Origin of the sequence: Pseudomonas sp. B20(2017), assembly GCF_002113125.1 — a bacterium.
Lineage (GTDB): Bacteria > Pseudomonadota > Gammaproteobacteria > Pseudomonadales > Pseudomonadaceae > Aquipseudomonas.
Map to the genome: position 1 here is coordinate 172,084 of NZ_NEJP01000009.1, position 21,184 is coordinate 193,267.

At 62.0% G+C, this 21,184-nt stretch carries 18 protein-coding genes; 10 read left to right on the top strand and 8 right to left on the bottom strand.

All coding sequences use genetic code 11. The features are described from left to right. Positions 1-18: 18 nt before the first annotated feature. On the top strand, positions 19-1,419 hold the full coding sequence (lpdA, locus tag CAF63_RS15355) for a dihydrolipoyl dehydrogenase (RefSeq protein WP_085686082.1): 1,401 nt from the start codon (positions 19-21) through the stop codon (positions 1,417-1,419). Positions 1,420-1,456: 37 nt separating this feature from the next. Here the strand turns inward: lpdA and CAF63_RS15360 are convergent, their stop codons facing one another. After that, on the bottom strand, positions 1,457-1,930 hold the full coding sequence (locus tag CAF63_RS15360) for an Lrp/AsnC family transcriptional regulator (RefSeq protein WP_007954205.1): 474 nt from the start codon (positions 1,928-1,930) through the stop codon (positions 1,457-1,459). Positions 1,931-2,074: 144 nt separating this feature from the next. Between CAF63_RS15360 and CAF63_RS15365 the strand changes: the two genes are divergently transcribed. Then, a complete protein-coding gene (locus tag CAF63_RS15365) occupies positions 2,075-2,704 on the top strand; it encodes a LysE family translocator (protein WP_085686084.1) in 630 nt (209 codons plus the stop codon). On the opposite strand, the gene CAF63_RS15370 is transcribed toward CAF63_RS15365, so the two are convergent. The 7 genes from CAF63_RS15370 to CAF63_RS15400 are packed head-to-tail and all read right to left on the bottom strand — an operon-like array spanning position 2,701 to position 11,769. Next, complete coding sequence (locus CAF63_RS15370; RefSeq protein WP_085686087.1) at positions 2,701-4,839, bottom strand: hypothetical protein; 2,139 nt, start codon at positions 4,837-4,839, stop codon at positions 2,701-2,703. The two genes, CAF63_RS15365 and CAF63_RS15370, sit on opposite strands and share 4 nt — an antisense overlap. Next, positions 4,826-6,019: a DUF3142 domain-containing protein gene (locus CAF63_RS15375; protein WP_085686089.1), complete on the bottom strand. Its 1,194-nt coding sequence runs from the start codon at positions 6,017-6,019 to the stop codon at positions 4,826-4,828. The genes CAF63_RS15370 and CAF63_RS15375 overlap by 14 nt, the downstream gene beginning before the upstream one ends. Before the next feature lie 48 nt (positions 6,020-6,067). After that, a complete protein-coding gene (locus tag CAF63_RS15380; RefSeq protein ID WP_085686091.1) occupies positions 6,068-6,886 on the bottom strand; it encodes a class I SAM-dependent methyltransferase in 819 nt (272 codons plus the stop codon). Beyond that, entirely contained in the window at positions 6,880-8,034 is a 1,155-nt protein-coding gene (locus CAF63_RS15385; protein ID WP_085686093.1) for an acyltransferase, read from the bottom strand. Before CAF63_RS15385 ends, CAF63_RS15380 begins: the two co-directional genes overlap by 7 nt. After that, the gene (locus CAF63_RS15390; protein ID WP_085686095.1) at positions 8,031-8,927 is read right to left on the bottom strand and encodes a class I SAM-dependent methyltransferase; all 897 of its coding nucleotides are present in this window, start codon (positions 8,925-8,927) and stop codon (positions 8,031-8,033) included. The genes CAF63_RS15385 and CAF63_RS15390 overlap by 4 nt, the downstream gene beginning before the upstream one ends. Next, positions 8,924-10,228 (bottom strand): glycosyltransferase, encoded by a 1,305-nt coding sequence (locus tag CAF63_RS15395; RefSeq protein WP_085686097.1) that lies wholly within the window; start codon positions 10,226-10,228, stop codon positions 8,924-8,926. Before CAF63_RS15395 ends, CAF63_RS15390 begins: the two co-directional genes overlap by 4 nt. Next, positions 10,222-11,769: a glycosyltransferase gene (locus tag CAF63_RS15400; RefSeq protein WP_256574519.1), complete on the bottom strand. Its 1,548-nt coding sequence runs from the start codon at positions 11,767-11,769 to the stop codon at positions 10,222-10,224. Before CAF63_RS15400 ends, CAF63_RS15395 begins: the two co-directional genes overlap by 7 nt. A gap of 426 nt (positions 11,770-12,195) precedes the next feature. Between CAF63_RS15400 and CAF63_RS15405 the strand changes: the two genes are divergently transcribed. The 8 genes from CAF63_RS15405 to CAF63_RS15440 are packed head-to-tail and all read left to right on the top strand — an operon-like array spanning position 12,196 to position 21,181. Further along, the gene (locus CAF63_RS15405) at positions 12,196-13,110 is read left to right on the top strand and encodes a GDP-mannose 4,6-dehydratase (protein ID WP_085686101.1); all 915 of its coding nucleotides are present in this window, start codon (positions 12,196-12,198) and stop codon (positions 13,108-13,110) included. Continuing rightward, positions 13,107-14,078 carry a GDP-mannose 4,6-dehydratase gene (gmd, locus tag CAF63_RS15410; RefSeq protein ID WP_007954189.1) on the top strand — a complete coding sequence of 324 codons (972 nt, stop codon included), beginning with the start codon at positions 13,107-13,109 and terminating at the stop codon, positions 14,076-14,078. Before CAF63_RS15405 ends, gmd begins: the two co-directional genes overlap by 4 nt. 3 nt (positions 14,079-14,081) lie before the next feature. Next, positions 14,082-15,524 carry a mannose-1-phosphate guanylyltransferase/mannose-6-phosphate isomerase gene (locus CAF63_RS15415; protein ID WP_085686103.1) on the top strand — a complete coding sequence of 481 codons (1,443 nt, stop codon included), beginning with the start codon at positions 14,082-14,084 and terminating at the stop codon, positions 15,522-15,524. Then, complete coding sequence (locus CAF63_RS15420; protein WP_085686105.1) at positions 15,525-16,322, top strand: ABC transporter permease; 798 nt, start codon at positions 15,525-15,527, stop codon at positions 16,320-16,322. After that, positions 16,322-17,572 (top strand): ABC transporter ATP-binding protein, encoded by a 1,251-nt coding sequence (locus CAF63_RS15425; protein WP_085686107.1) that lies wholly within the window; start codon positions 16,322-16,324, stop codon positions 17,570-17,572. Before CAF63_RS15420 ends, CAF63_RS15425 begins: the two co-directional genes overlap by 1 nt. Further along, positions 17,569-18,936 (top strand): glycosyltransferase family 1 protein, encoded by a 1,368-nt coding sequence (locus tag CAF63_RS15430; RefSeq protein ID WP_085686109.1) that lies wholly within the window; start codon positions 17,569-17,571, stop codon positions 18,934-18,936. Before CAF63_RS15425 ends, CAF63_RS15430 begins: the two co-directional genes overlap by 4 nt. After that, a complete protein-coding gene (locus CAF63_RS15435; RefSeq protein WP_085686111.1) occupies positions 18,920-20,050 on the top strand; it encodes a glycosyltransferase family 1 protein in 1,131 nt (376 codons plus the stop codon). The genes CAF63_RS15430 and CAF63_RS15435 overlap by 17 nt, the downstream gene beginning before the upstream one ends. Further along, positions 20,051-21,181: a glycosyltransferase family 4 protein gene (locus CAF63_RS15440; protein ID WP_085686113.1), complete on the top strand. Its 1,131-nt coding sequence runs from the start codon at positions 20,051-20,053 to the stop codon at positions 21,179-21,181. Positions 21,182-21,184: the final 3 nt, after the last annotated feature.

A 21,184-nucleotide genomic window follows, 5' to 3' on the forward strand; every position in this document is an offset into this window, starting at 1 on the left:
TCAGCCAGGAGTAAGAGCATGAGCAACTATGACGTGGTGATTCTGGGCGGTGGCCCCGGCGGTTATAACGCGGCGATCCGCGCCGGCCAGCTGGGCCTCAAGGCCGCGTGCGTCGAGGGCCGCGCCACGCTGGGTGGCACCTGCCTGAACGTCGGCTGCATGCCGTCCAAGGCGCTTTTGCATGCGTCAGAGCTCTACGAAGCGGCGCTGGGCGCGGAGTTCGCCAACCTCGGCATTGAGGTCAAACCGACGCTCAACCTTGCGCAGATGATGAAGCAGAAAGACGAAAGCGTGAGCGGCCTGACCAAAGGCATCGAATTCCTGTTCCGCAAAAACAAAGTCGACTGGATCAAGGGCTGGGGCCATATCGACGGCCCCGGAAAAGTCAGCGTAACCGACGATCAAGGCAGCCGGATCGAGCTCACCGCGAAGGACATCGTCATCGCCACCGGCTCCGAACCTACTCCCCTGCCCGGCGTGGAAATCGACAATAAGCGCATCCTCGACTCGACCGGTGCGCTGTCCTTGAGCGAAGTGCCCAAGCATCTTGTTGTGATCGGCGCAGGCGTAATTGGCCTCGAACTCGGCTCGGTCTGGCGCCGGCTCGGCGCACAGGTGACGGTGGTGGAATACCTCGACCGCATCTGCCCCGGTGTCGATGGCGAAGCCGGCAAGACCCTGCAACGCTCACTGACCAAGCAAGGCATCAGCTTCAAGCTGAGTTCGAAAGTGACCAGTGCCACTTCCTCGGCCACTGGCGTACAGCTCAGCGTCGAACCCGCCGCTGGCGGCAGCGCGGAAATCCTCGAAGCCGATTACGTGCTGGTGGCCATCGGTCGTCGTCCGTACACCCAGGGCCTGGGCCTGGAAAACGTCGGCCTGAATACCGACAAACGCGGCATGCTCGCCAATAAACAGCATCGCACCGAAGCACCCGGCGTGTGGGTGATCGGCGACGTGACGTCCGGGCCGATGCTCGCCCACAAGGCCGAAGACGAAGCCATGGCCTGCATCGAGCAGATCGTCGGCAAGGCCGGCGAGGTCAATTACGAGCTGATTCCAAACGTGATCTACACCCGACCGGAACTGGCCAGCGTCGGCAAGACCGAAGAGCAGTTGAAGGCCGAAGGCCGGGCGTACAAGGTCGGCAAATTCCCGTTCACCGCCAACAGCCGGGCGAAGATCAATCACGAGACCGAAGGTTTTGCCAAGGTCATCGCCGATGAGCGCACCGACGAAGTCCTTGGCGTGCATCTGGTCGGGCCGAGCGTCAGTGAAATGATCGGTGAGTTCTGCGTGGCCATGGAATTCAGCGCCTCGGCCGAAGACATCGCGCTGACCTGTCACCCGCATCCAACCCGCTCCGAAGCGTTGCGTCAGGCGGCAATGAATGTCGAGGGGATGGCGACGCAGATGTAAGCACTGTGCGAATACTTCCCGCGCAATGCGGGAAGTATCAGGACGGCAAATGCCCCAGCGGCAGTGCGCCGGGTGTCTTCACCGTGTGGATCGCAAAATTGCTGCGGATATCGCTCACCCCCGGCAACTTCAACAGGCACCCGGTGAGAAAGCGGTCGTAAGCGCGCAGATCCGGCACCACAACTTGCAGCAGAAAGTCCGATTCCCCGGACACCAGAAACGCCGAAATCACCTCCGGCAACGCCGTCACCGCCCGGTGAAACGCCTCGGCCTGTTCGTCGTTGTGGCGCTCGACCTTGACCCCGACAAACACCGTCAGCCCCAACCCCACTTCATCGCGATCCAGATTGGCCTGATAACCACGAATGACACCGGCCTCTTCGAGCATGCGCACCCGGCGCAGACACGGCGATGCCGACAGACCGATTTCGTCAGCCAGCTGCACATTGCTCAGGCGCCCGTCCCGTTGCAGCGCGGCGAGAATCTTGCGATCGAAGGCATCCAGTTTCATGGTTGGCAGATCCCGATGGTTTACGCGGTAAAAGATCGCAGATTATGCCAATTCAGAGGCCTTTAGAAGCTGACTACGCAACCACCTGCCCTGCCCTTCGGCCCTAGACTGAGGCGACCAAATCGACAACGAAAGGGGTGCGACATGGCGAGTCTCTGGCTGTTTTTCCTGGCTTTGGCGGTGGTCTATCTGCTGCCCGGCCCGGACATGATCCTGCTGTTGCAGACCGGTGCCCGCCAGGGTCGCGGCGCAGCGCTGGCCACCGCAGTGGGCCTGGCGATTGCCCGAGGCTGTCATGTAGCGCTCGCGGCATTGGGGTTGGCGGCGCTGTTCAAGGCGGCGCCGTGGACGTTCGATGCCGTGCGGATCGCCGGGGCGGCGTACTTGCTGTGGATCGGCGTTCAATGCCTGCGCACCACGCTGTTGCCGGATCTGAACGCCGACACCGTAACGGACAGTCATGCGCAGTGGTATGCAGCCATCCGTCGCGGCCTGCTGACCAATCTGCTCAACCCGAAAGCCTTGCTGTTCTGCTCGGTGCTGTTGCCGCAATTCATCGTGGCAAATGGCGCACCGGTTCTGACCCAATTCGCTGTGCTCGGCGCGATGCTGGTGGGCGCCGGTCTGTTGTTCGACAGCGCCTACGCCCTGACCGGCGCCGCGCTGGGCCGTTGGCTGCAACACAGCCCGACGGCCCAGCGAGTGCAGCAATGGCTGTTTGGCAGCCTGTTGATCGGCTTTGCGGTGCGCCTGACCTTTGTCCAGCAGGCTTAGCCCTTGTGGGACTTGCGCTGGCGTCGAGTGATCAGCAGCAACGCCACAGCGCTGAAGGCCACGATCGCTCCGATCTGCACCGGCCACTTGTACGGCCGCAGTGTCGAACGCACCGAGTCGGTCACCTGAGTGACGTATCGCTTGTCAGCGTTTTCGAAGTCCGGATAAGGGCATTGATGGCCGAAATCCACGGCCCACGGTACGTACGGCCCTTCGTCGACATAGCGTTTGTACAAGGCGCTCTGCTCTTCCAGGCTGCTGTTCCAGCCCGCCGCCGAGCACAATACGGCGGCGAATGCCTGACTGGTGTGCGGCAGATTATCCGCCGCCCTACTGGCCAGCGCCGTCGCGACGAACCGATAGTGATAACGCTCATCCGGCTGCGCCTCACTGGCCTTCTGACGTTGCACTTCGGCTTCGCTGACCAGCGGGCCGACTTTCAGCTCGGTATTTTCCAGGCTGTAGTTACCGCCGAAGGTCGCGTAATCCGGAGCCATTTCATAGCCCAGGATGTCCATGCCCCACTCACGGGCCGTCCACGCGGCATTGAACAGCGCGCTGGCACGCTTGGTTGGCCACCATGCCGAATCCGCCTTCAGGCGTTGCTGGCCATAGAGCCGGGCCTTGTTCTGCAGATCGGCGCTGTCGAAATAGCCGACCGCCTCTTCATAACGCCCCTCACGCAGCAACCGCCGCCCCAGCAGATTGCGCAGGCTTGCGGCCACCGGCAGCGGCACGTAATTGTCGCGATCCTGCTGGCTCAGCGCGGGCGGTGCCGGGACATTGGTATCGACGTAGTTTTTCAGTTCTTCGACCGTCAGCACCCGCTCGGCCACGGTCGCGGCGTCGAACCAGTAAATATGCTGGCTGCGATACAACTGGTCGAAGGCCTGCAAGTACTCGCCACGTTGCAGCGCAAGGATCGCGCTCTCGCCCTCGACCCGGCATTTCGGCTGCACGGTTTCGAGATTCCAGTCGGCGGTACGCCGCTCGCCCCAGGACTCCTCCTGCGGGAACGCTTGCGCAGCTTTCGCATAGGCCGCAACTGCCGTGTTCCTGTCGCCATCGCGCACGGCCAGTTTTGCCCGCAGCCACCACGCCAGACCGCTGTCGCCAGCGTGTTCGAGGAATGCCTTGGCGCTGGCGTAATCGCCCTGCTGATAATTCATCGCCGCCAGACGATCAGCATTATCGAGGCTGCCGCGGGTGCTTGCTTGCAGCGCTTTGACCAGCTTCTTCTCGTTCGGTGGCTCATCGCCGAACGACCAGCCGATCCGGCTGATCAGCGAGGCGGTCACCAGTTGCTGCACCGCTTCCCCGCGCAGCAATTTCGCCAGCCGGTCTTCGGGCTCCTCGGCCAGTTCGTTCATCAACTGCTTCAGCGAGGTATAACCGACGTTCGAGCCGTGCAGGTTCTGCGCGGCATACAGCTTGATGGCGTTGTTCCAGTCCCCCGCTGTACGCAGCGCCCGCGCCTCTTCGCCAAGGCTGGCCACGCCCAGCTCTAGCGGATCGCTGAAACCGTCGATGCTCAGTTGCCGCGTCTGACGGAAGGCTTCGATGGCGTTTTCCAAGGCTTCGAGCGCGTCGCCCGCTTCGCTGCTCATGGCGAAGAACGCCCGGCCCAGCGAATAAGCCGCCCAGGTGCTGCGCAACGCGCGCTGATCGGCCGGCAGCGCCAGCAACTGACGGAAATACTCGACAGCCAGTTGATGGTCACCGGCGCCGAACGCCACGGCGCCCGCCACATATAGACGCAGTTCCGCCGGCAGGCTCGCGCCCTGCACGTCGACCTGACGCGCATCGGTCAGGCTGCGCAGTCGTTTGACCAGTGCCTGCTGTTCAGGTGTCAGACCGATCTGCTCGGCCTTGTCGCGCACCTCGGCGGGATCTGGCGCCTCGGCGTAGATGTCATCCGGATTGTGGGTGGCGGCGGTGACGTTCTTCAACCCGGCAATGGTTTTGCCGAGGCGACTGATCTCGAACCTGAAGTTGCCCTCCGGCAGTTCCGCCAGTGATTGCCCACGATCATCGAGCAGACGCATCGGAAAATCCGGGCCGCAGGCCAGCGCCGAGCCAAGCGGCAGGCTGAGGCTCAGGCAAAGCAGGTGGCGGGGCCAGTTACGGGTCAACATGCGAACCTCCTTGATCAATATTTGCGCAGCGTGCCCAACCGATCGCCCGCTGCCCGCCCGCCGGCAGGCGGCCGTCGCGCAGGCGGGTGAAGGTAAGCAGATCCGCCGTCTGTTGCAACGCATAACCGGCGAGTGCGTCAGCCCCTTCGCAGCCCCGGGCCTTGATGATGATGCGGGCGGGCCAGGCGCTGTCGAGGTTACCAACGTTACGCAGGGCGATGTCTTGCAGGCCATTCTGATCGGTGAACGTCAGGCCGAGCTGGCTGCTCAACGCATCGCCTCGGGCGACCGCGCGCAACGTGCTCAGACTCCAGGCTCTGCGGTCGTTGGCCAACGGCAGACGAAACCAGATCAGACCGGCCAGATGCGCCGGGCGATCCTTGCGTAATTTATTGGCCAGTAGACCCAGTTGTTGCGGATCGGCGAGCAATTCGCGTCGCTGACCACCCCGTTCGAGCGGCACTTCGCTTTCCACCACCGGGGCGCCCTCGGCATCCGCCAACAACGCCACGCCATAAGCCGGCAGCGCCAGATAAAACGGTTTGTCTGTCACTCGTCCCCAGGCTTTGGCCCAGCGCCGCGCCAGCTCGGGATCGAACAGACCGCGACGCGGATCGCTGACGGCGTGCACCTGCAACACACTGCTGTCGACGGTCGCCAGCAGCGCAGGCAATTGCGGACTGTCGAGCCAGGCAGGCAACGCGGTGATACTCAGAGGCAGGTTGGCCGGCAATGCGCCGCGCAGGTGAGCGAGGAATTCGGTGTAGGCCGATAGTCGGGCACTGCCGGCGTCATGGTCGATCTCGATCCCGGCCAGCGTGAGCCCCTGCCCTTGCAAGTCGGCAAGTACTTGAAGGATCTGCGCCGTGACCGCTTGCGGGTCGAGCGCCTTGAGCTGGCCGTCGAGGCGAATTACCGCGATCAATGGCCGGGCATCGCGTTTCAGCAACGCAGAATCGACGCGTGCACGACTCCATCCGGCATTCGGGAAAGCCTGCAACGCCAAGACCCGCAGAGTCGAAAAGTCGTTGCGACTGTCATTCAGGGCGGGTTCATGGGCCGGCGTCCATTGCCGTTGCCAGACGTAAAGCTGCTGATCGAGCGGCACTGCGTCCTGTCGTTCACAAGCACACAGCAACAACACAGCCACCATGGCTGACCACCCGATGATAAAGCGCATACCTTGCAGATCCCTGAGACATCAGGCTGCAAGGTTACACAAAAGCGCTCAGGGCTTGCGGGCGATGATGACCTGACTCTTGGCCACCACCGCATCCAGCGCCTGCTTGATCTGCGCGCCGCGCGGCGAGTCCAGCACCGCTTGCCAGGTCTCGGCCCAATGATTGAGCAGCGGATGATCCGGATTGCTGAATTCGACCTTGGCTTCCCAGAACAGCAACATCCACATCGACCAGTAAAAGCCGTACTGGCTGTGACTGATGATCTCGAGCCCCGCCTCGCTGACCATCGCCTTGAACTGTTCCTCACTGATGATGCGAATGTGGTTGGGCTTCTGGAAATACTCCGGCGCGGCGATGTCCTTTTGCAGGTCCTCGGAGCTGGGATGCGGCACGCTGAGCAAATACAGCGCGCCCGACTGGCCGACCCGCACCAGTTCGGCAAGGAACTGCGCCGGGTCGTCGACGTGCTCGATGACTTCAGTGGACACCACGCGAGTGGCGGTACCATCGGCGATCGGCAGCGGATTGCAGTCGGTCACGTGGCATTCGACGCCACGCGCCGGCGTATCGCTCAGGCGCTTACGGGTCGCTTCGACCTTGGCGCCGTCGATGTCGGCAATGATGATCTTCGCCCCGCGCATGCCGCAGAAATGCACGTTGCCACCGTCGCCGCAGCCAACGTCCAGCAAGGTGTCATCGGCGGTCACCGGGAAGCCTTTGAACAGCTCACCGGTTTGCTGGTTGAACCAGCCGCTGAGCATCGCGTCGTGCAGGCCGAGCATACATGGGTCTACCTTGTCGGCGACCGGTGCGACAGCTTGTACGGGGGCCGGAGCCGCCGTGAGTTTTTTCAAAAGGCTCAGCATGAGGTGGCTCCAGAGGACGAGACGACGGTTCGCGAAGTGCCGAGGCGTTTCACCAGCGTGGCGCCTCGATTGCGCATGGGCATTTCGATAAAGCGGTAATTGAGTTCGCTGAGCAGCACGATCAGGCCACCGGCGATCAGCAGCGTCACGATCGGGTGCCCCGCCGGGCTCGGCAGACCGGCGCTTTGCAAACGAAAGGTCAATTCCCGCACCAGTTGATAGGCCGGGATGTGGATCAGGTAAATGCCGTAAGAGCGGCTGCCGATCCATGCCATCAGTCGTTGCAGGCCACCGGCCGGCAGCAGGTAATTGCGGTCGTACGAAGCAATCCACACCAGCACGGCGCTGAGCACGGCAATCGAGCCGATGCGGTAACTGGCGAAGGTGAAACGGTCCGTGGCCATGAAACTCAGCAGCAGCCCCAAACCGATCAACGCAGATACACCGGCCCATGATCGACGCAGGAATACAGGCTCCCAGCGGCGATAGCCAGACTTCGCACTCCACATGGCCAACAGCACACCCAGCGCCAGCGCATCGGTACGGATCACCATCAGCAGCGGCGTGCGCACAGTGAACAATTGCACCGCCACCAGCGCCAGCAATGCCCACACCAGATGCCTGCGGCACAGCAGGATCAATAGCGGGAACAACAGGTAGAACTGCTCCTCCAGCGCCAGGCTCCAGTAGACGAAACTGCTGCCGTACTCGTAATGAAAGAACGCATCGGCAAAGCGGAAGTTGGCGTACTGCAGCACGCCTGCCAGGGTGGCCTGGACATTGGCCGACCACGTGCCGAACGCGCCTGATCGATTCAGAAACACACACGCCAGCAGCATCAACGCCAGCCACAGCCAGGCTGACGGCAACAGACGAAACACCCGACGCAGCCAGAAATTGCGCGTCTGCTCCCAGTATTCCTGACGACTGCTGCAGCCACGCAGCGCGGGAATCAGGCTGCGGGCGATGACAAACCCGGATATCGCAAAAAACAGATCAACACCCCACCACGGCTGCGCCCAGGCATGGATCTTTTCAAGCAACGGCACCGGGTCGGTGAACAGGCTGCCCTGCAAGTGATGAAACAGCACGCCGAGTACCGCGATAGCTCGCAGGACTTCAATGTCCATGATCCGCTTGCCGCTCATGACACACGTCCTGCATCGGGTGGTTTGCGGGCGATGATCACCTGACTCTTGGGCATGAACCGGTCGAGCATCTGCTTGATCGCCAAGCCATCGGGCTGTGCCAGCAAGTCCTGCCAGGTTCTGGCCCAACTCTCCATCAACGGTGGATACGGTGCCTGGATCCGGTCGCGCACGGCACCGCCCAAGTCACGTCCGGCAGCCCGTTCGCTGGCCCAGAAAAAGATCATGCCCATGACCCAGAAAAATCCCGTGGCCTGACGATGCTCGATCACCAGGCCGGCCTCCTCCACCAGCGCCGCGAAACGTTCCGGGGTAAAAATCTGCACATGATTGGGTGACTGGTAATAACCCGCCGGGGCAATGCCTTGCTGCAAATGCTCACCGACCGGCGCAGGCACACTGAGCAGGTACAACGCACCGGGACGACCCATGCGCACCAGTTCGGCCATGAACGGCTCGGGCTGATCGATGTGCTCCAGCACTTCCATGCACACGACCTTGCTCGCACAGCCGTCGCTCAGCGGCAGTGGCAGGCTGTTGCTGACCAGGCCGAGACTGGCCTTGCGGCTCTGCGCTTCGACTTGCCGGGCGAGGTCGCGCACCTTGTCGTGTTCGCTGTCGGTGAAGATCACCGAGGCGCCCTGGCGCACGGCAAAGAGCGTCGCCACGCCCTCACCGCAACCCACATCGAGCAGCGTGTCGTCCGCATCGATGGCAAAGCCCTTGAGCAACTCGCCACTGTCGCCGTGAAACCAGCCGTCGAGCATGGCGTCGTGCAGGCCTACGTCTCGCGGCGACACGCTGGAAGCCAGCGGTTCAGGCGCAGCAACCGGCAAAGAGATCGGCACCGATCGCGCAACCGGACGCAGACGCCTCAGCAATGTGCGGATCATGTGCCTGTGGCTTCCGTTGCAGCGACAGCGCGACATTCCTGCACTTGAGCGAGGAAATCACGCAAACGCTGCTCAGCCACCGCCTGACTGCAGAACGCCTGGAGACTGGCAACGGCCTGCGCCGACATTTGCGCATAACGCCCGGGATCGTTTGTCGCCACCTCATAACTGTCGCGATAGGCCACACAGACCGACGCCCAGTTGGTCATGTAGCGCAACGTGCGGAACGCCTTGCGCGGATCGTGAGGCCAGGCGGTGAGTTCATCGGTGGACTCGACCAGGAAAGCGTTGTCGGTGCTCAGGTAATCGATCATCGCCGTGGTGCGCGGCGCCACGGCCGGTTTGCCGCAAGACATGAATTCCATCAGCGGCAGGCACTGGCCCTCGCCGTAGGAAGTGTTCACCACGTAACGGGTGGCCTGCACCAGACGTTCATAGTCCGCGTCCGCGAGGTAGCCATAAATCAGCACGATGCGGCAGCGGTAGGACTGGTTTTTATACAGATGATGAAGAATGTCGCTGAGCGCTTCTTCGGCATCGTGGTGCGTGAGCTTGAGCAGCAGCGTCGCGTCTTCGATGTCGCGGAACGTCACGCAGAATGCACTGAGCATGTCTTCCCAGTTCTTGCGTCCGTCACCGGGATTGAACACCGATGTGTAGACGACACCGTCCAGCAGCAGCTCCTGCTCGCGCACCGGCGCCTGGAGATCGATGCCCTCGCCACGGCGCAAGTGTTTCGGGCCGAACGCGTCGAGATTGAGCTGACGACTATCGGCGACCAAACCCTTGATCGTCAGGCGCACCGGCCCTGTCGAGGGCTGCCCCTGAAGCTGCGCGCCCTTGGCCGCGAAGCGATCCCATACCGGCGCCGGGACCGCGACAATCGGGTAATCGGCGCCCATGGCCTCGCGCACGGCATTGACCGTGTAGCTGGAATGGGTGATCGCCGCGCCGCAGGCCCGGAGCACCGTGCGCCAGTCATTGCGCGGCTCGTTGTCGAAGGGTTCGTTGGGGATGGTGCTGAATTCCCAGGCGAACACTGGCAGCGTCGGGCATGCCAGGTGAATCGGCGTGCGGTGCGGCGGCGAGAACGATAGAAACACGCAGGGCTCGCCACGGGACAGGCATTCCAGATACAACGCATCGACTTCGCGCGCCGGGTCGACGACTTCCACCACACGCCCAAGGCGTTCAAGTACCGCGCGGTATTCCTTGAGCACGAAGTAATAGCTGTACTCCGAACGCCCCAGGTTCTGCGCGATGGTGTGCTGGTTGGTTTCCGAGTGAATGATGATCAGCATGAGGCGTTGTCCGTCACGGGGGCGGCATCGGCAGCCAGCGGCACGAGGCCGAAAAAGTCCGCCATGCGCCGTTGCACCGGAGCGAACGCGCAGTAGTCGTGCATGCGTTCGACAGCAGCGGCGGACATGCGCGCGTAATCCTGCGGCTGCGACTTGGCCATCCGGTAACTGTTCTCATAGGCGCGTTTGAGCGAAGCCCAGTCGGGCCGATAGCGCAGGGTGCGGTAGATGATTCGAGTGTCCTGGGGCCAGATCGTCAGCTCTTCGCTGGACTGCACGACGAAGGCCACCGTGTCGTCGATGTAGTCTTCCATGGCTGTGTGATCCGGAGCGATCACCGGTTTGCCGCTGGACATGAACTCCATCAACGGCAGGCACAGGCCCTCGCAGCGTGAGGCGTTCACGTAGAAACTGGCAGCCTGGTAGAGCCGCGCGTATTGCGCGTCGTCCAGATAACCATGCATCACCAGCACCCGGCAGGCGAACGGTGTCAGTTGCGCGAGCAGAGTCATCAGTTCGCTGTAGTAGGACGCCAGATCGTTCTGGGTAATCTTCAGCACCAGCGTCGCGTCAGGCGTTTCGCGAAAGGCCCAGCAGAACGCAGTGATCAGGTGGTGCCAGTTCTTGCGGCCGTCTTTGGGATTGAACACGGTGACATAGACCACGCCTTCCACCGTTGCCTCGACTACCGAAGAGGTATCCGGCAAATCCAGCGGAGGTGGCTCGACCACAGCCACCGCATGCGGCGCGGCGATGGCCGGTAAACGTTTTTCAAGCCAGGCGTGTGCGCTGTCCGACAGCAGATCCTGCACACCTTCCCAGTACCAGTGGTGCAGGTATTTCACCCGTTCTTCACCCGCGCCCAGCATCCACAGGCGCAGATAATGACGGGCAATGACCAGGCGCCGTTTGACCGTCAGCGGTGGCGGGCGCAGAGCCTCGATTTCAGCCAGTTGCTCGGCAGTCAGCGGTTTTGGCAGCAAGTCATCGGCAGACAGTCCCAGCGTGCGGCTGTCGAAAATGCAGCCCTTGATTGCCAGGGTCGCGCCGGGATTGATCGGCGCACTGACGTGCTGCTCACGAATGGCGGCGAAGTTTTCCCACAAGGGCGTCGGCAGCACGAGGACCGGAAAGTCCTCGCCCATGGCGCGGCGAATCGCACGGGCGGTGTGGCTCGACAACGTGATGGCCCGTCCCTGTCGTGCGAGCATCTGCGTCCAGTCGTGGCGCGGATCATCGTCCCACGATTCGTCGGGGATCGAATCGAACTCCCAGGCGATCACGCAGATCGTCGGGCACTCGAGATTGGTCGGGGTATTTTGCGGCGGCGTAAAAGACAGAAACACAGAGGGCTCACCGGCGGCGAGCAGCTGCCGATGGAGTGGATCGACCTCGGCGCGGTCGGACACCACATGCACCCGACCCAGGCTTTCCAACACCGGGCGATAGGCCTTGAGCACGAAGTAGTAGCTGTATTCGGGACGCCCGAGACTCTGGCTGATGGAGCGGTCGTTGACGTCCGAGTAGAGAATGAAATTCATGGCATCCCACGGTGAATCCGCCATCCCGGCAGCTTCACGCTATGACGGCCGGGCGTCGGATCGAACCGGTATCAGCGGTGTTCGTCCTGCGTCATCGGGCACGTCTCTGTTCTTGTTTTAATGTTCGGTTTTACCCTGTCGCACGATCCTTGCGAAAAGCCGCCGGGGATCGCGACGAGGGGCATTCTAAACACATCCGCCAAGGATTCGGGAACCGCCCGGCGAGAAAAACCCGGCTACTCTGACGAGAACTGACCAGTCACGATTTGCCCTGTTGAAATTGCTGCGCAATTGGCACAGATTGGCAACCAAACAACTACAACAACGACTTCACCCGTTGTCTCGACCGGATTTTCTCTCGGTCTGACAGACATTCCCTTAAAGCCTGTGGGAAGAGGTGAAAGTTAAAGACCAAGGGGTCGCTGTTTGAAAAAGAGTCTGTTCATCACGGGCCTCAGCGGGTTCGTAGGACAACACATCCAGTCACGTCTGCAAGGGGAAGACGCGTCGTGGCAACTGCTGCCTGCCGCCTCTGCCTATGACCTGACAAAACCGGACAGCCTCATCGATCTGTGGCCGCAACTGCCCGATGCGGTCATTCACCTGGCTGGCCAGACCTTTATCCCCGAAGCTTTCCGCGACCCGGCACGTACGATCGACATCAACCTGCTCGGCACCCTGAACCTGTTGCAGGCACTCAAGACCCGTGGCTTCAAGGGCACGTTCCTGTATGTCAGCTCGGGCGACGTCTACGGCCAGGTTGAAGAAGCCGCACTGCCGATCACCGAACAACAACCGCCCTGCCCGCGCAATCCTTATGCCGTGAGCAAGCTGTCGGCCGAGTTTCTCAGTCTGCAATGGGGGTTGAGCGAAGGCTGGCCGGTGCTGGTGGCGCGTCCGTTCAACCACATCGGCACCGGGCAGAAGGACAGCTTCGTCATCGCCAGCGCCGCGCGGCAGATCAATCGCATCAAGCAAGGGCTGCAGGCACCGCAGCTGGAAGTCGGTGACATCGATGTCACCCGCGATTTCCTCGATGTCGGCGACGTGGTCTCGGCCTATTTCGCGCTGCTGGAAAAAGGCACGCCGGGGCAGGTCTACAACATTTGCTCCGGACATGAGCAAAGCATCCGCAGCCTCATCGAACAGCTGGGCGATCTGGCCGAGGTCGAGTTGCAACTGGTTCAGGATCCGGCACGCATGCGCCGCACCGATCAGCGTCGCGTCTGCGGCAGCCATCAACGGCTGGCCCGGACCACAGGATGGACGCCGCAAATCACTACACAACAATCCCTGCGGGCGATCCTGTCCGACTGGGAGACGCGAGTACGACAAGAATGACAAAAAGTGCATTGATCACAGGGATCACCGGCCAAGACGGCGCCTATCTGGCCAGACTGCTGCTCGACAAGGGTTACAAGGTTCACGGCCTGGTGGCACGGCGCAGCAGCGACTCGCGCTGGCGCCTGCGCGAGATGGGCGTCGAAGCCGACATCGTCTACCTGGATGGCGACATGGCCGATGCCTGCTCGGTCCAGCGCGCGGTGATCAAGTCGGCGCCGGACGAGGTGTATAACCTGGCGGCCCAGAGCTTCGTTGCCGCCTCCTGGGACCAACCGGTGACCACCGGCATCGTCGATGGCCTGGGCGTGACTCACTTGCTCGAAGCGATCCGTCAGTTCAGTCCGCACACGCGTTTTTATCAGGCGTCCACCAGCGAGATGTTTGGCCTGATCCAGGCCGAGCAGCAGGACGAAAACACCCCGTTCTACCCGCGCAGCCCTTACGGCGTGGCCAAACTCTATGGCCACTGGATCACCGTCAACTACCGCGAAAGTTTCAACCTGCACGCCAGCAGCGGCATTCTGTTCAACCATGAATCGCCACTGCGCGGCATCGAGTTCGTGACCCGCAAGGTCACCGATGCGGCAGCCCGGATCAAGCAGGGCAAACAGCAGGAGCTGGCCCTGGGCAACATCGACGCCAAGCGCGACTGGGGCTTTGCCGGCGACTACGTCGAGGCCATGTGGCTGATGCTGCAACAGGACAAGCCTGACGACTTCGTGGTCGCCACCGGCGTCACCACCACCGTGCGCGAGATGTGCCGCATCGCTTTCGATCACGTCGGCCTCAACTACCGCGACTACGTGAAGATCGACCCGGCGTTCTTCCGCCCGGCCGAAGTCGAAGTGCTGCTCGGCAACCCGGCCAAGGCCCAGCGCGTGCTCGGCTGGAAACCCAAGACCGACCTCGACACCCTGATCCGCATGATGATGGATGCGGACATGAAACGCGTCGCCAAGGAGTAGGCCATGCTGATCCCCGTGATTCTGTCCGGCGGTGCCGGCACCCGTTTGTGGCCGGTGTCCCGCGAGGGCCATCCCAAGCCATTCATGACCCTGCCCGACGGCCAGTCGCTGCTGGGCAAGACCTACCGTCGCGCCGCCGCGCTGCTGGACGGCTGGGGCGACATCGTCACGGTGACCAATCGCGAGTACTACTTCCAGAGCAAGGATCACTATCAGGCCGCACGTCTGTCCCGGCATCGCGGGCATTTCCTGCTCGAGCCTACCGGGCGCAACACAGCGCCAGCCATCGCGGCGGCGGCGCTGTCGCTACAGGCACTGCACGGCGATGCGGCAATCATGGTGGTCATGCCGGCCGACCATTTGATCGTCAATGAAGACGCGCTCAAAAGTGCCGTCGAGCACGCGGTCAATCTGGCAAAGGATGGTTATCTGGTGACCTTCGGCGTGGTGCCGACCGCCCCGGAAACCGGCTTCGGCTACATCGAGACCGGCGCGCCGCTGGATGACCGGGGTGCCGCCAAAGTACAGCGTTTCGTGGAAAAACCCGACCTGCAAACCGCCACCCACTACCTGGAAAGCGGCAACTTCCTGTGGAACTCGGGAATGTTCTGCTTCTCCACCGCGACCCTGATCGCCGAGCTGGAGCTGCATGCACCCGAGCTGCTGGCACAGACCCGCGCCTGCATGGCTGCCAGCGAACCGGTGGAAACCGCCGGCTGCCTGCAACAGGAACTGTCCGCGCAGCTGTTCGCCGAGATCACCGACATTTCCATCGACTACGCGTTGATGGAGCGCTCCGAGAAAGTCGTGGTGGTACCCGCCGGTTTCGACTGGAGCGACATCGGTTCGTGGGGCGCAGTCGCCGCGCTGGTGCCGGCCGACGCTGACAACAACCGTGCGAGCGGCGAAGCGATCTTCATCGACAGCCGCAACAACTTCGTTCAAAGCGAAGGCCGGCTGGTGGCCGCCGTGGGTGTTGAAGACCTGATCGTCATCGACACCGCCGACGCCGTGCTGGTGGCCCATGCCGACCGTGCGCAGGATGTGCGGCGGGTGGCCAAGCAGCTCAAGGACAAATCCCACGAAGCCTATCGCCTGCATCGTACGGTCAACCGTCCGTGGGGCACCTACACCGTGCTCGAAGAAGGCCCGCGTTTCAAGATCAAGCGCATCGTGGTCAAACCCGGTGGCAAGTTGTCACTGCAGATGCACCATCACCGCAATGAACACTGGGTGGTGGTCGAAGGCATGGCCAAGGTCACCAACAACGGCAGCGGCACGACCCTGGTGGCGAAGAACGAATCGACGTTCATCGCCGCCGGTCACAAGCATCGTCTGGAGAACCCCGGCGTGATCGATCTGGTGATCATCGAAGTGCAAAGTGGCGAATACCTGGGAGAGGACGACATCGTCCGCTTCGAAGACCAATACGGCAGGACGGTGTGAATGCTGCTTTCCCTGTACCGCTCGCTGCACGACTATCGGGGTTTCATCCTCGGTAGCGTCAAGCGGGAGTTTCAAGCGCGGTATCGCAATTCGCTGTTCGGCGCGCTGTGGACGGTACTCAACCCGCTGTCGATGATCATCGTGTACACGGTGATCTTTTCCCACATCATGCGCGCCCGTCTGCCCGGCGTGGACGACGGCATGGCCTACAGCGTCTACCTGTGCGCCGGGCTGCTGACCTGGGGCCTGTTCTCGGAAATCACCCTGCGCAGCCAGAACATGTTTCTGGAAAACGCCAACCTGCTGAAGAAAATCAGCTTCCCGCGCCTCTGCCTGCCGGTGATCGTGCTGCTCAATGCCGGAATCAACTTCGCGATCATCATCGGCCTGTTCCTCGGTTTTCTGTTGATCACCGGACGCTGGCCGGGCATGGCCCTGTTGGCACTGGCGCCTCTGCTGGCGCTGCAAGTGCTGTTCTGTGCCGGGCTGGGCATGATCCTAGGCGTGCTCAACGTATTCTTTCGCGATGTCGGGCAATTGTTCGCCATCTGCCTGCAATTCTGGTTCTGGCTGACGCCGATCGTGTACCCGCTGAGCATCCTGCCCGAGTGGGTGCAGCGCCTGTTGCAGCTCAATCCGCTGACCAATCTGATCGGCAGTTACCAGAACCTGTTTCTCTACGGTCAGTGGCCGGTGTGGAGTTCGCTGCTGCCGATCTTCGTGATTGGCCTGCTGTTATGCGCGGTCGGCCTGCGACTGTTCCGCCGGCGGGTCGGCGAAATGGTGGATGAACTCTGATGGGGCACATACGCGTCACCGGTCTGGGCAAGGCCTACAAGCAGTACCCCACTCGCTGGAGTCGCCTGGCCGAATGGCTGATTCCGTTTTCACCGATCCGCCATCGCCAGCACTGGGTGCTGCAGGACGTCAATTTCGAAATCGCCCCTGGTGAAGCGGTGGGTATTGTCGGGGTCAACGGCGCCGGCAAAAGCACCCTGCTGAAAATGATCACCGGCACCACTCAACCGACCTGCGGCCAGATTCAGCTCGAGGGTCGGGTCGCGGCGCTGCTGGAACTGGGCATGGGTTTTCACCCGGACTTCACCGGTCGGCAGAATGCGGTGATGGCCGGGCAACTGCTGGGCATGCAGGTCGAAGATATTGAAGCACTGATGCCGGACATCGAACGCTTCGCGGAAATCGGCGAGGCGATCGATCACCCGGTGCGCACCTATTCCAGCGGCATGCAGATGCGCCTGGCTTTCAGCGTTGCCACCGCGCGCCGTCCGGACATTCTGATCGTCGACGAAGCGTTGTCGGTGGGCGATGCCTACTTTCAGCACAAAAGCTTCGACCGCATCCGCAGCTTCCGCAAGGCCGGTACCACGCTGTTGATCGTGTCCCACGACCGCTCGGCGATCCAGTCGATCTGCGACTCGGCGATTCTGCTCGAAGGCGGCCACATGGTCATGCACGACAAGCCCGAAGCGGTCATGGATTACTACAACGCCCTGCTCGCCGAACGCGAAGGCCAGACCGTGCGCCAGGAGCTGCTCGGCGGCGGCCAGGTGCGCACCGTGTCCGGCACTGGTGAGGCCGGGATACTCAGCGTGCGCCTGCTCGATGAACGCGAGCGCTCCATCGACGCCGCCGAAGTCGGTCAGCCGGTGACACTGGAAGTCGAGGTGGAGATTCGTCAGGATATCGAACGGTTGGTGCTCGGCTTCATGATCAAGGATCGCCTGGGCCAGGCCATGTACGGCATCAACACCCACCGCCAGAACCAGGCGCTGGAGGATCTGCACGCGGGTGAACGCATCACTTACCGTTTCAATTTCGTCATGGGCCTGGGCAAGGGCAACTATTCAGTCGCCCTGAGCCTGTCGCGACTGGACTCGCACCTGGACCGCAATTTCGAATGGCGTGACTACGGCCTGGTGTTTCACGTGATCAACAACCGAGAGGAAGATTTCGTTGGCTGCGCGTGGCTGGGCGCCAAAACCTCGATCACCCGGAGCGCAGAAAGCCTCGTGGAGCGCGCACCATGACTCGCCTGCTGGTCGAATGCACCCACGTGTTCAAACACCCGAAGGTCAATTCGGGGATTCAGCGGGTGGTGCGCAACGTCATCAAACAGCTTGCGCCAAGTGCTGAAGGGGTCGAATGCGTGCCGGTGGTCTTGCTCAAGGGCCAGCTATACCGTGTGAAGCGTCTGGCACCGCTGGATTCGCCGCTGTTCAATGCCATCGTCACGTTTGGCGAACGCCTGGAACGGCTGGCTCATCGCTTCTGGCAGCTGCATCAACGGCTGGACACCCGTTGCCGCACAAAACTGGCACGACGCCTGTTGTACGTCGGCTATCGCCTGATCTCGTTCGGTGCATTCGGGATACCGTTGCGGCTGGTCGAGCAGGTCAATCGCTATCAATTGCCTCAACGCTGCGAGCCGCTGCAACACCAGCCAGGCGATCAACTGGTGCTGCTGGATTCGTCCTGGCACTCGGACTTTTTCCTTCATGCCGAGCGACTCAAGCAGGAAGGTCTGGGCATCGTTGCGGTGGTCTACGACCTGATTCCCCTGTCCCATCCGCAGTTTTACGACACGCGGCTGGTCGAGGTGTACAGCGAGTGGTTCGACTGGATCGCACGCAATGCCGACGGCTTCATGGCGATTTCCGCCACGGTGCGCGATCAGGTGCGTGCAGAACTGCAACGTCGCCTCGGATCGGCACAAGTCGGCAAACGCTGGTTCGACTACTTTCACCTCGGTTCTGAGCTGGATCTGCGGAGCGTCGAAGCCGCCGTCGAACCGCGTTTACAACAGATGTTCGCAACACAGGAGCCGGTGTTCCTGATGGTCAGCACCATCGAGCCGCGCAAGAACCACGACTATCTGCTGGATGCCTTCGACCATGCCTGGGTGAACGGCTCGAACGCCCGGTTGTGCATCGCCGGGCGCATTGGCTGGAAGTGCGATGCGCTGCTTGCCCGGATCCGCAATCATCCAGAACTGAACCGGCGCCTGTTCATGTTCAACGACTTGAGCGACACCAGCCTCGAACACGCCTACGCCCATGCCAGTGCGCTGGTGTTTCCTTCCTTCGTCGAAGGTTTCGGCCTGCCGCTGGTGGAAGCCATGCAGCGCGGGCTGCCGGCGATGGGCAGCGACATCCCGGTGTTCCGCGAGATCGGTGGCGAGTTCATGGCGTATTTCGATCTGCAATCGCCGCAAAGTCTCTCCGAGCTGGTGCAGGCCTTTGAACGCAGCGGTCGATTCCCGGCCGCCCGCGATGTCAGCGACTGGCAATGGATCGGCTGGCGCGAAGCCAGCGCGCAACTGGCCGAGCGTACCGCGCGCCATGTGCTGGAGACACCTGAGGTGTCAGCGAGGCAACATGCGCATAGCCCTTAACGCCCGGATTCTCCAGGCACCGCGCACCGGCATCGGCCATTACGTGGCTGAGCTGGTGAATGCCTTGCACGCTGAAACCGATATCGAGGTGGCGCTGTTCCATGGCTGGGGCTGGAGCTCGCAACTGCCGGAAGCGGCGATGCCCGGTTATTCGCGCCTGACGCCGCTGCTGCGGCAGATCCCCGGCGCCTATCAGGCACGCCGCTGGCTGGAGCAGAAACGCTTTGATCAGGGCCCTGCGCAACCGGTCGATCTGTATCACGAACCGAGCCTGTGGCCGCTGACCTTCGACGGCCCGACCGTGATTACCCTGCACGATCTCACGCACCTGCATTTCCCCGAAACCCAGCCGCCGGCACGGCTGCGGGAAATCGAAAGGAGGCTCGCCGACGGCGTACGCCAGGCGCGGATCATTCTGACCGACTCACAAGCCATCGCTGACGAGGCTCGGGACTATTTCGGATTGCCCGCCGAGCGCTTCGTGGTCGCGCCGCTGGGTGTCGCCGAGCGTTTCCATCCGCGCGAGCCGAAAGCCATCGACACGGTACTCAAGGCCCACGCGGTCGATTACCGGGAATATTTCCTCTGCGTCGGCACCCTGGAGCCGCGCAAGAACCTGAACCTGGCCCTGCGTGCCCACGCGCTGTTGCCTGATCGGGTGCGCCAGCGTTTCCCGCTGCTGATCGTCGGCATGGCCGGCTGGCAGCGCGACCAGTTCAGTGAAGAATTGCAGCAGGCGCTGGCTTGCGGGCACGTGTGTCTGCTCGGCTACTTGCCCGACGAGCAAGTCGCGCAATTGCTGGCCGGCGCCCGGGCGCTGATTTTTCCGTCGCTGTATGAAGGATTCGGCCTGCCGGTGCTTGAAGCGATGGCCAGCGGCACGCCGGTGGTGCTCACCCGCTCTTCGGCCATGCCGGAGGTCGCGGGGGACGCCGGCAACTATATTGAAGCTGACGATGCAGACGGCTTGCGTAACGCGATGAGCCGACTGATCGATGATCAAGCGCACTGGCAGGCATGCCGGGAAGCCGGATTGCAGCAGGCACGGCTTTTTTCCTGGAAGCGTTGCGCGCAGGCCACGGCCGGCGCCTACCACCAGGCCATGGGAGGTTGAATGCGAGTTCTACATTTCTTCAAGACGTACCTGCCTGATTCGGTCGGCGGTATCGAGCAAGTCATCTTTCAACTTTGCGAGAGTGGCGCCCAACACGGCATCGAAGGCCAGGTGCTGACCCTCAGCGCCAATCCCGAGCCGGCGGTGCTGCAACTGGGTCAACACGAAGTGCATCGCGCCAGACTCGACATCCAGTTCGCCTCCACGGGGTTTTCCTGGAGCGTGTTCAAGCAGTTTCGTGAACTGGCGGCCGAAGCCGATGTGATCAACTACCACTTCCCGTGGCCGTTCATGGATCTGGTGCATTTCGCCAGTGCCCTGAACAAACCGAGCGTAGTGACCTACCACTCGGACATCATTCGCCAGAAACACCTGCTCAAACTCTATCGCCCGCTGATGAATCGCTTTCTGGCCAGTGCCGACCGGATCGTCGCGGCTTCGCCGAATTACTTGCACACCAGCGACGTCTTGCAGCAGTTCCAGGACAAGACGCGCGTCATCCCTTATGGCTTGAACAAGGCGGGTTATCCACAACCCGACGTCGAGCGCATGAACCGCTGGCGTCAGCAGCTTGGGGATAAGTTTTTCCTGTTTGTCGGCGTGATGCGTTACTACAAAGGCCTGCACATCCTGCTCGACGCCTTGAAGGACGTGGACTACCCGGTGGTGATCGTCGGCGCCGGCCCGCTGGAGCAGGAACTGCACGCCCAGGCTGCTGCGCTGGGTTTGCGCAACATTCATTTCCTCGGACGTCTGAGCGATGAAGACAAGGTCGCGCTGCTGCAACTGAGCTACGCCATCGTCTTCCCGTCGCACCTGCGCTCGGAGGCGTTCGGCATTTCGCTGCTGGAAGGCGCGATGTACGGCAAGCCGATGATCTCCAGCGAGATCGGCACCGGCACCAGCTACATCAATATCCACAACGAGACGGGGCTGGTGGTGCCGCCGAGTCATCCACAGGCCTTTCGTGAAGCGATGCGTACCCTGTGGGAAAACCCGGCCCGCGCCGCCGAAATGGGCCTCAAGGCTGAGGCCCGTTATCGGCAGTTATTCACAGCCGATGAGATGGGCCGCAAGTGGACCGAGTTGTATCAGGAGCTGCTGGAAGAAAAGGCGTTGTCCTACGCCTGATCC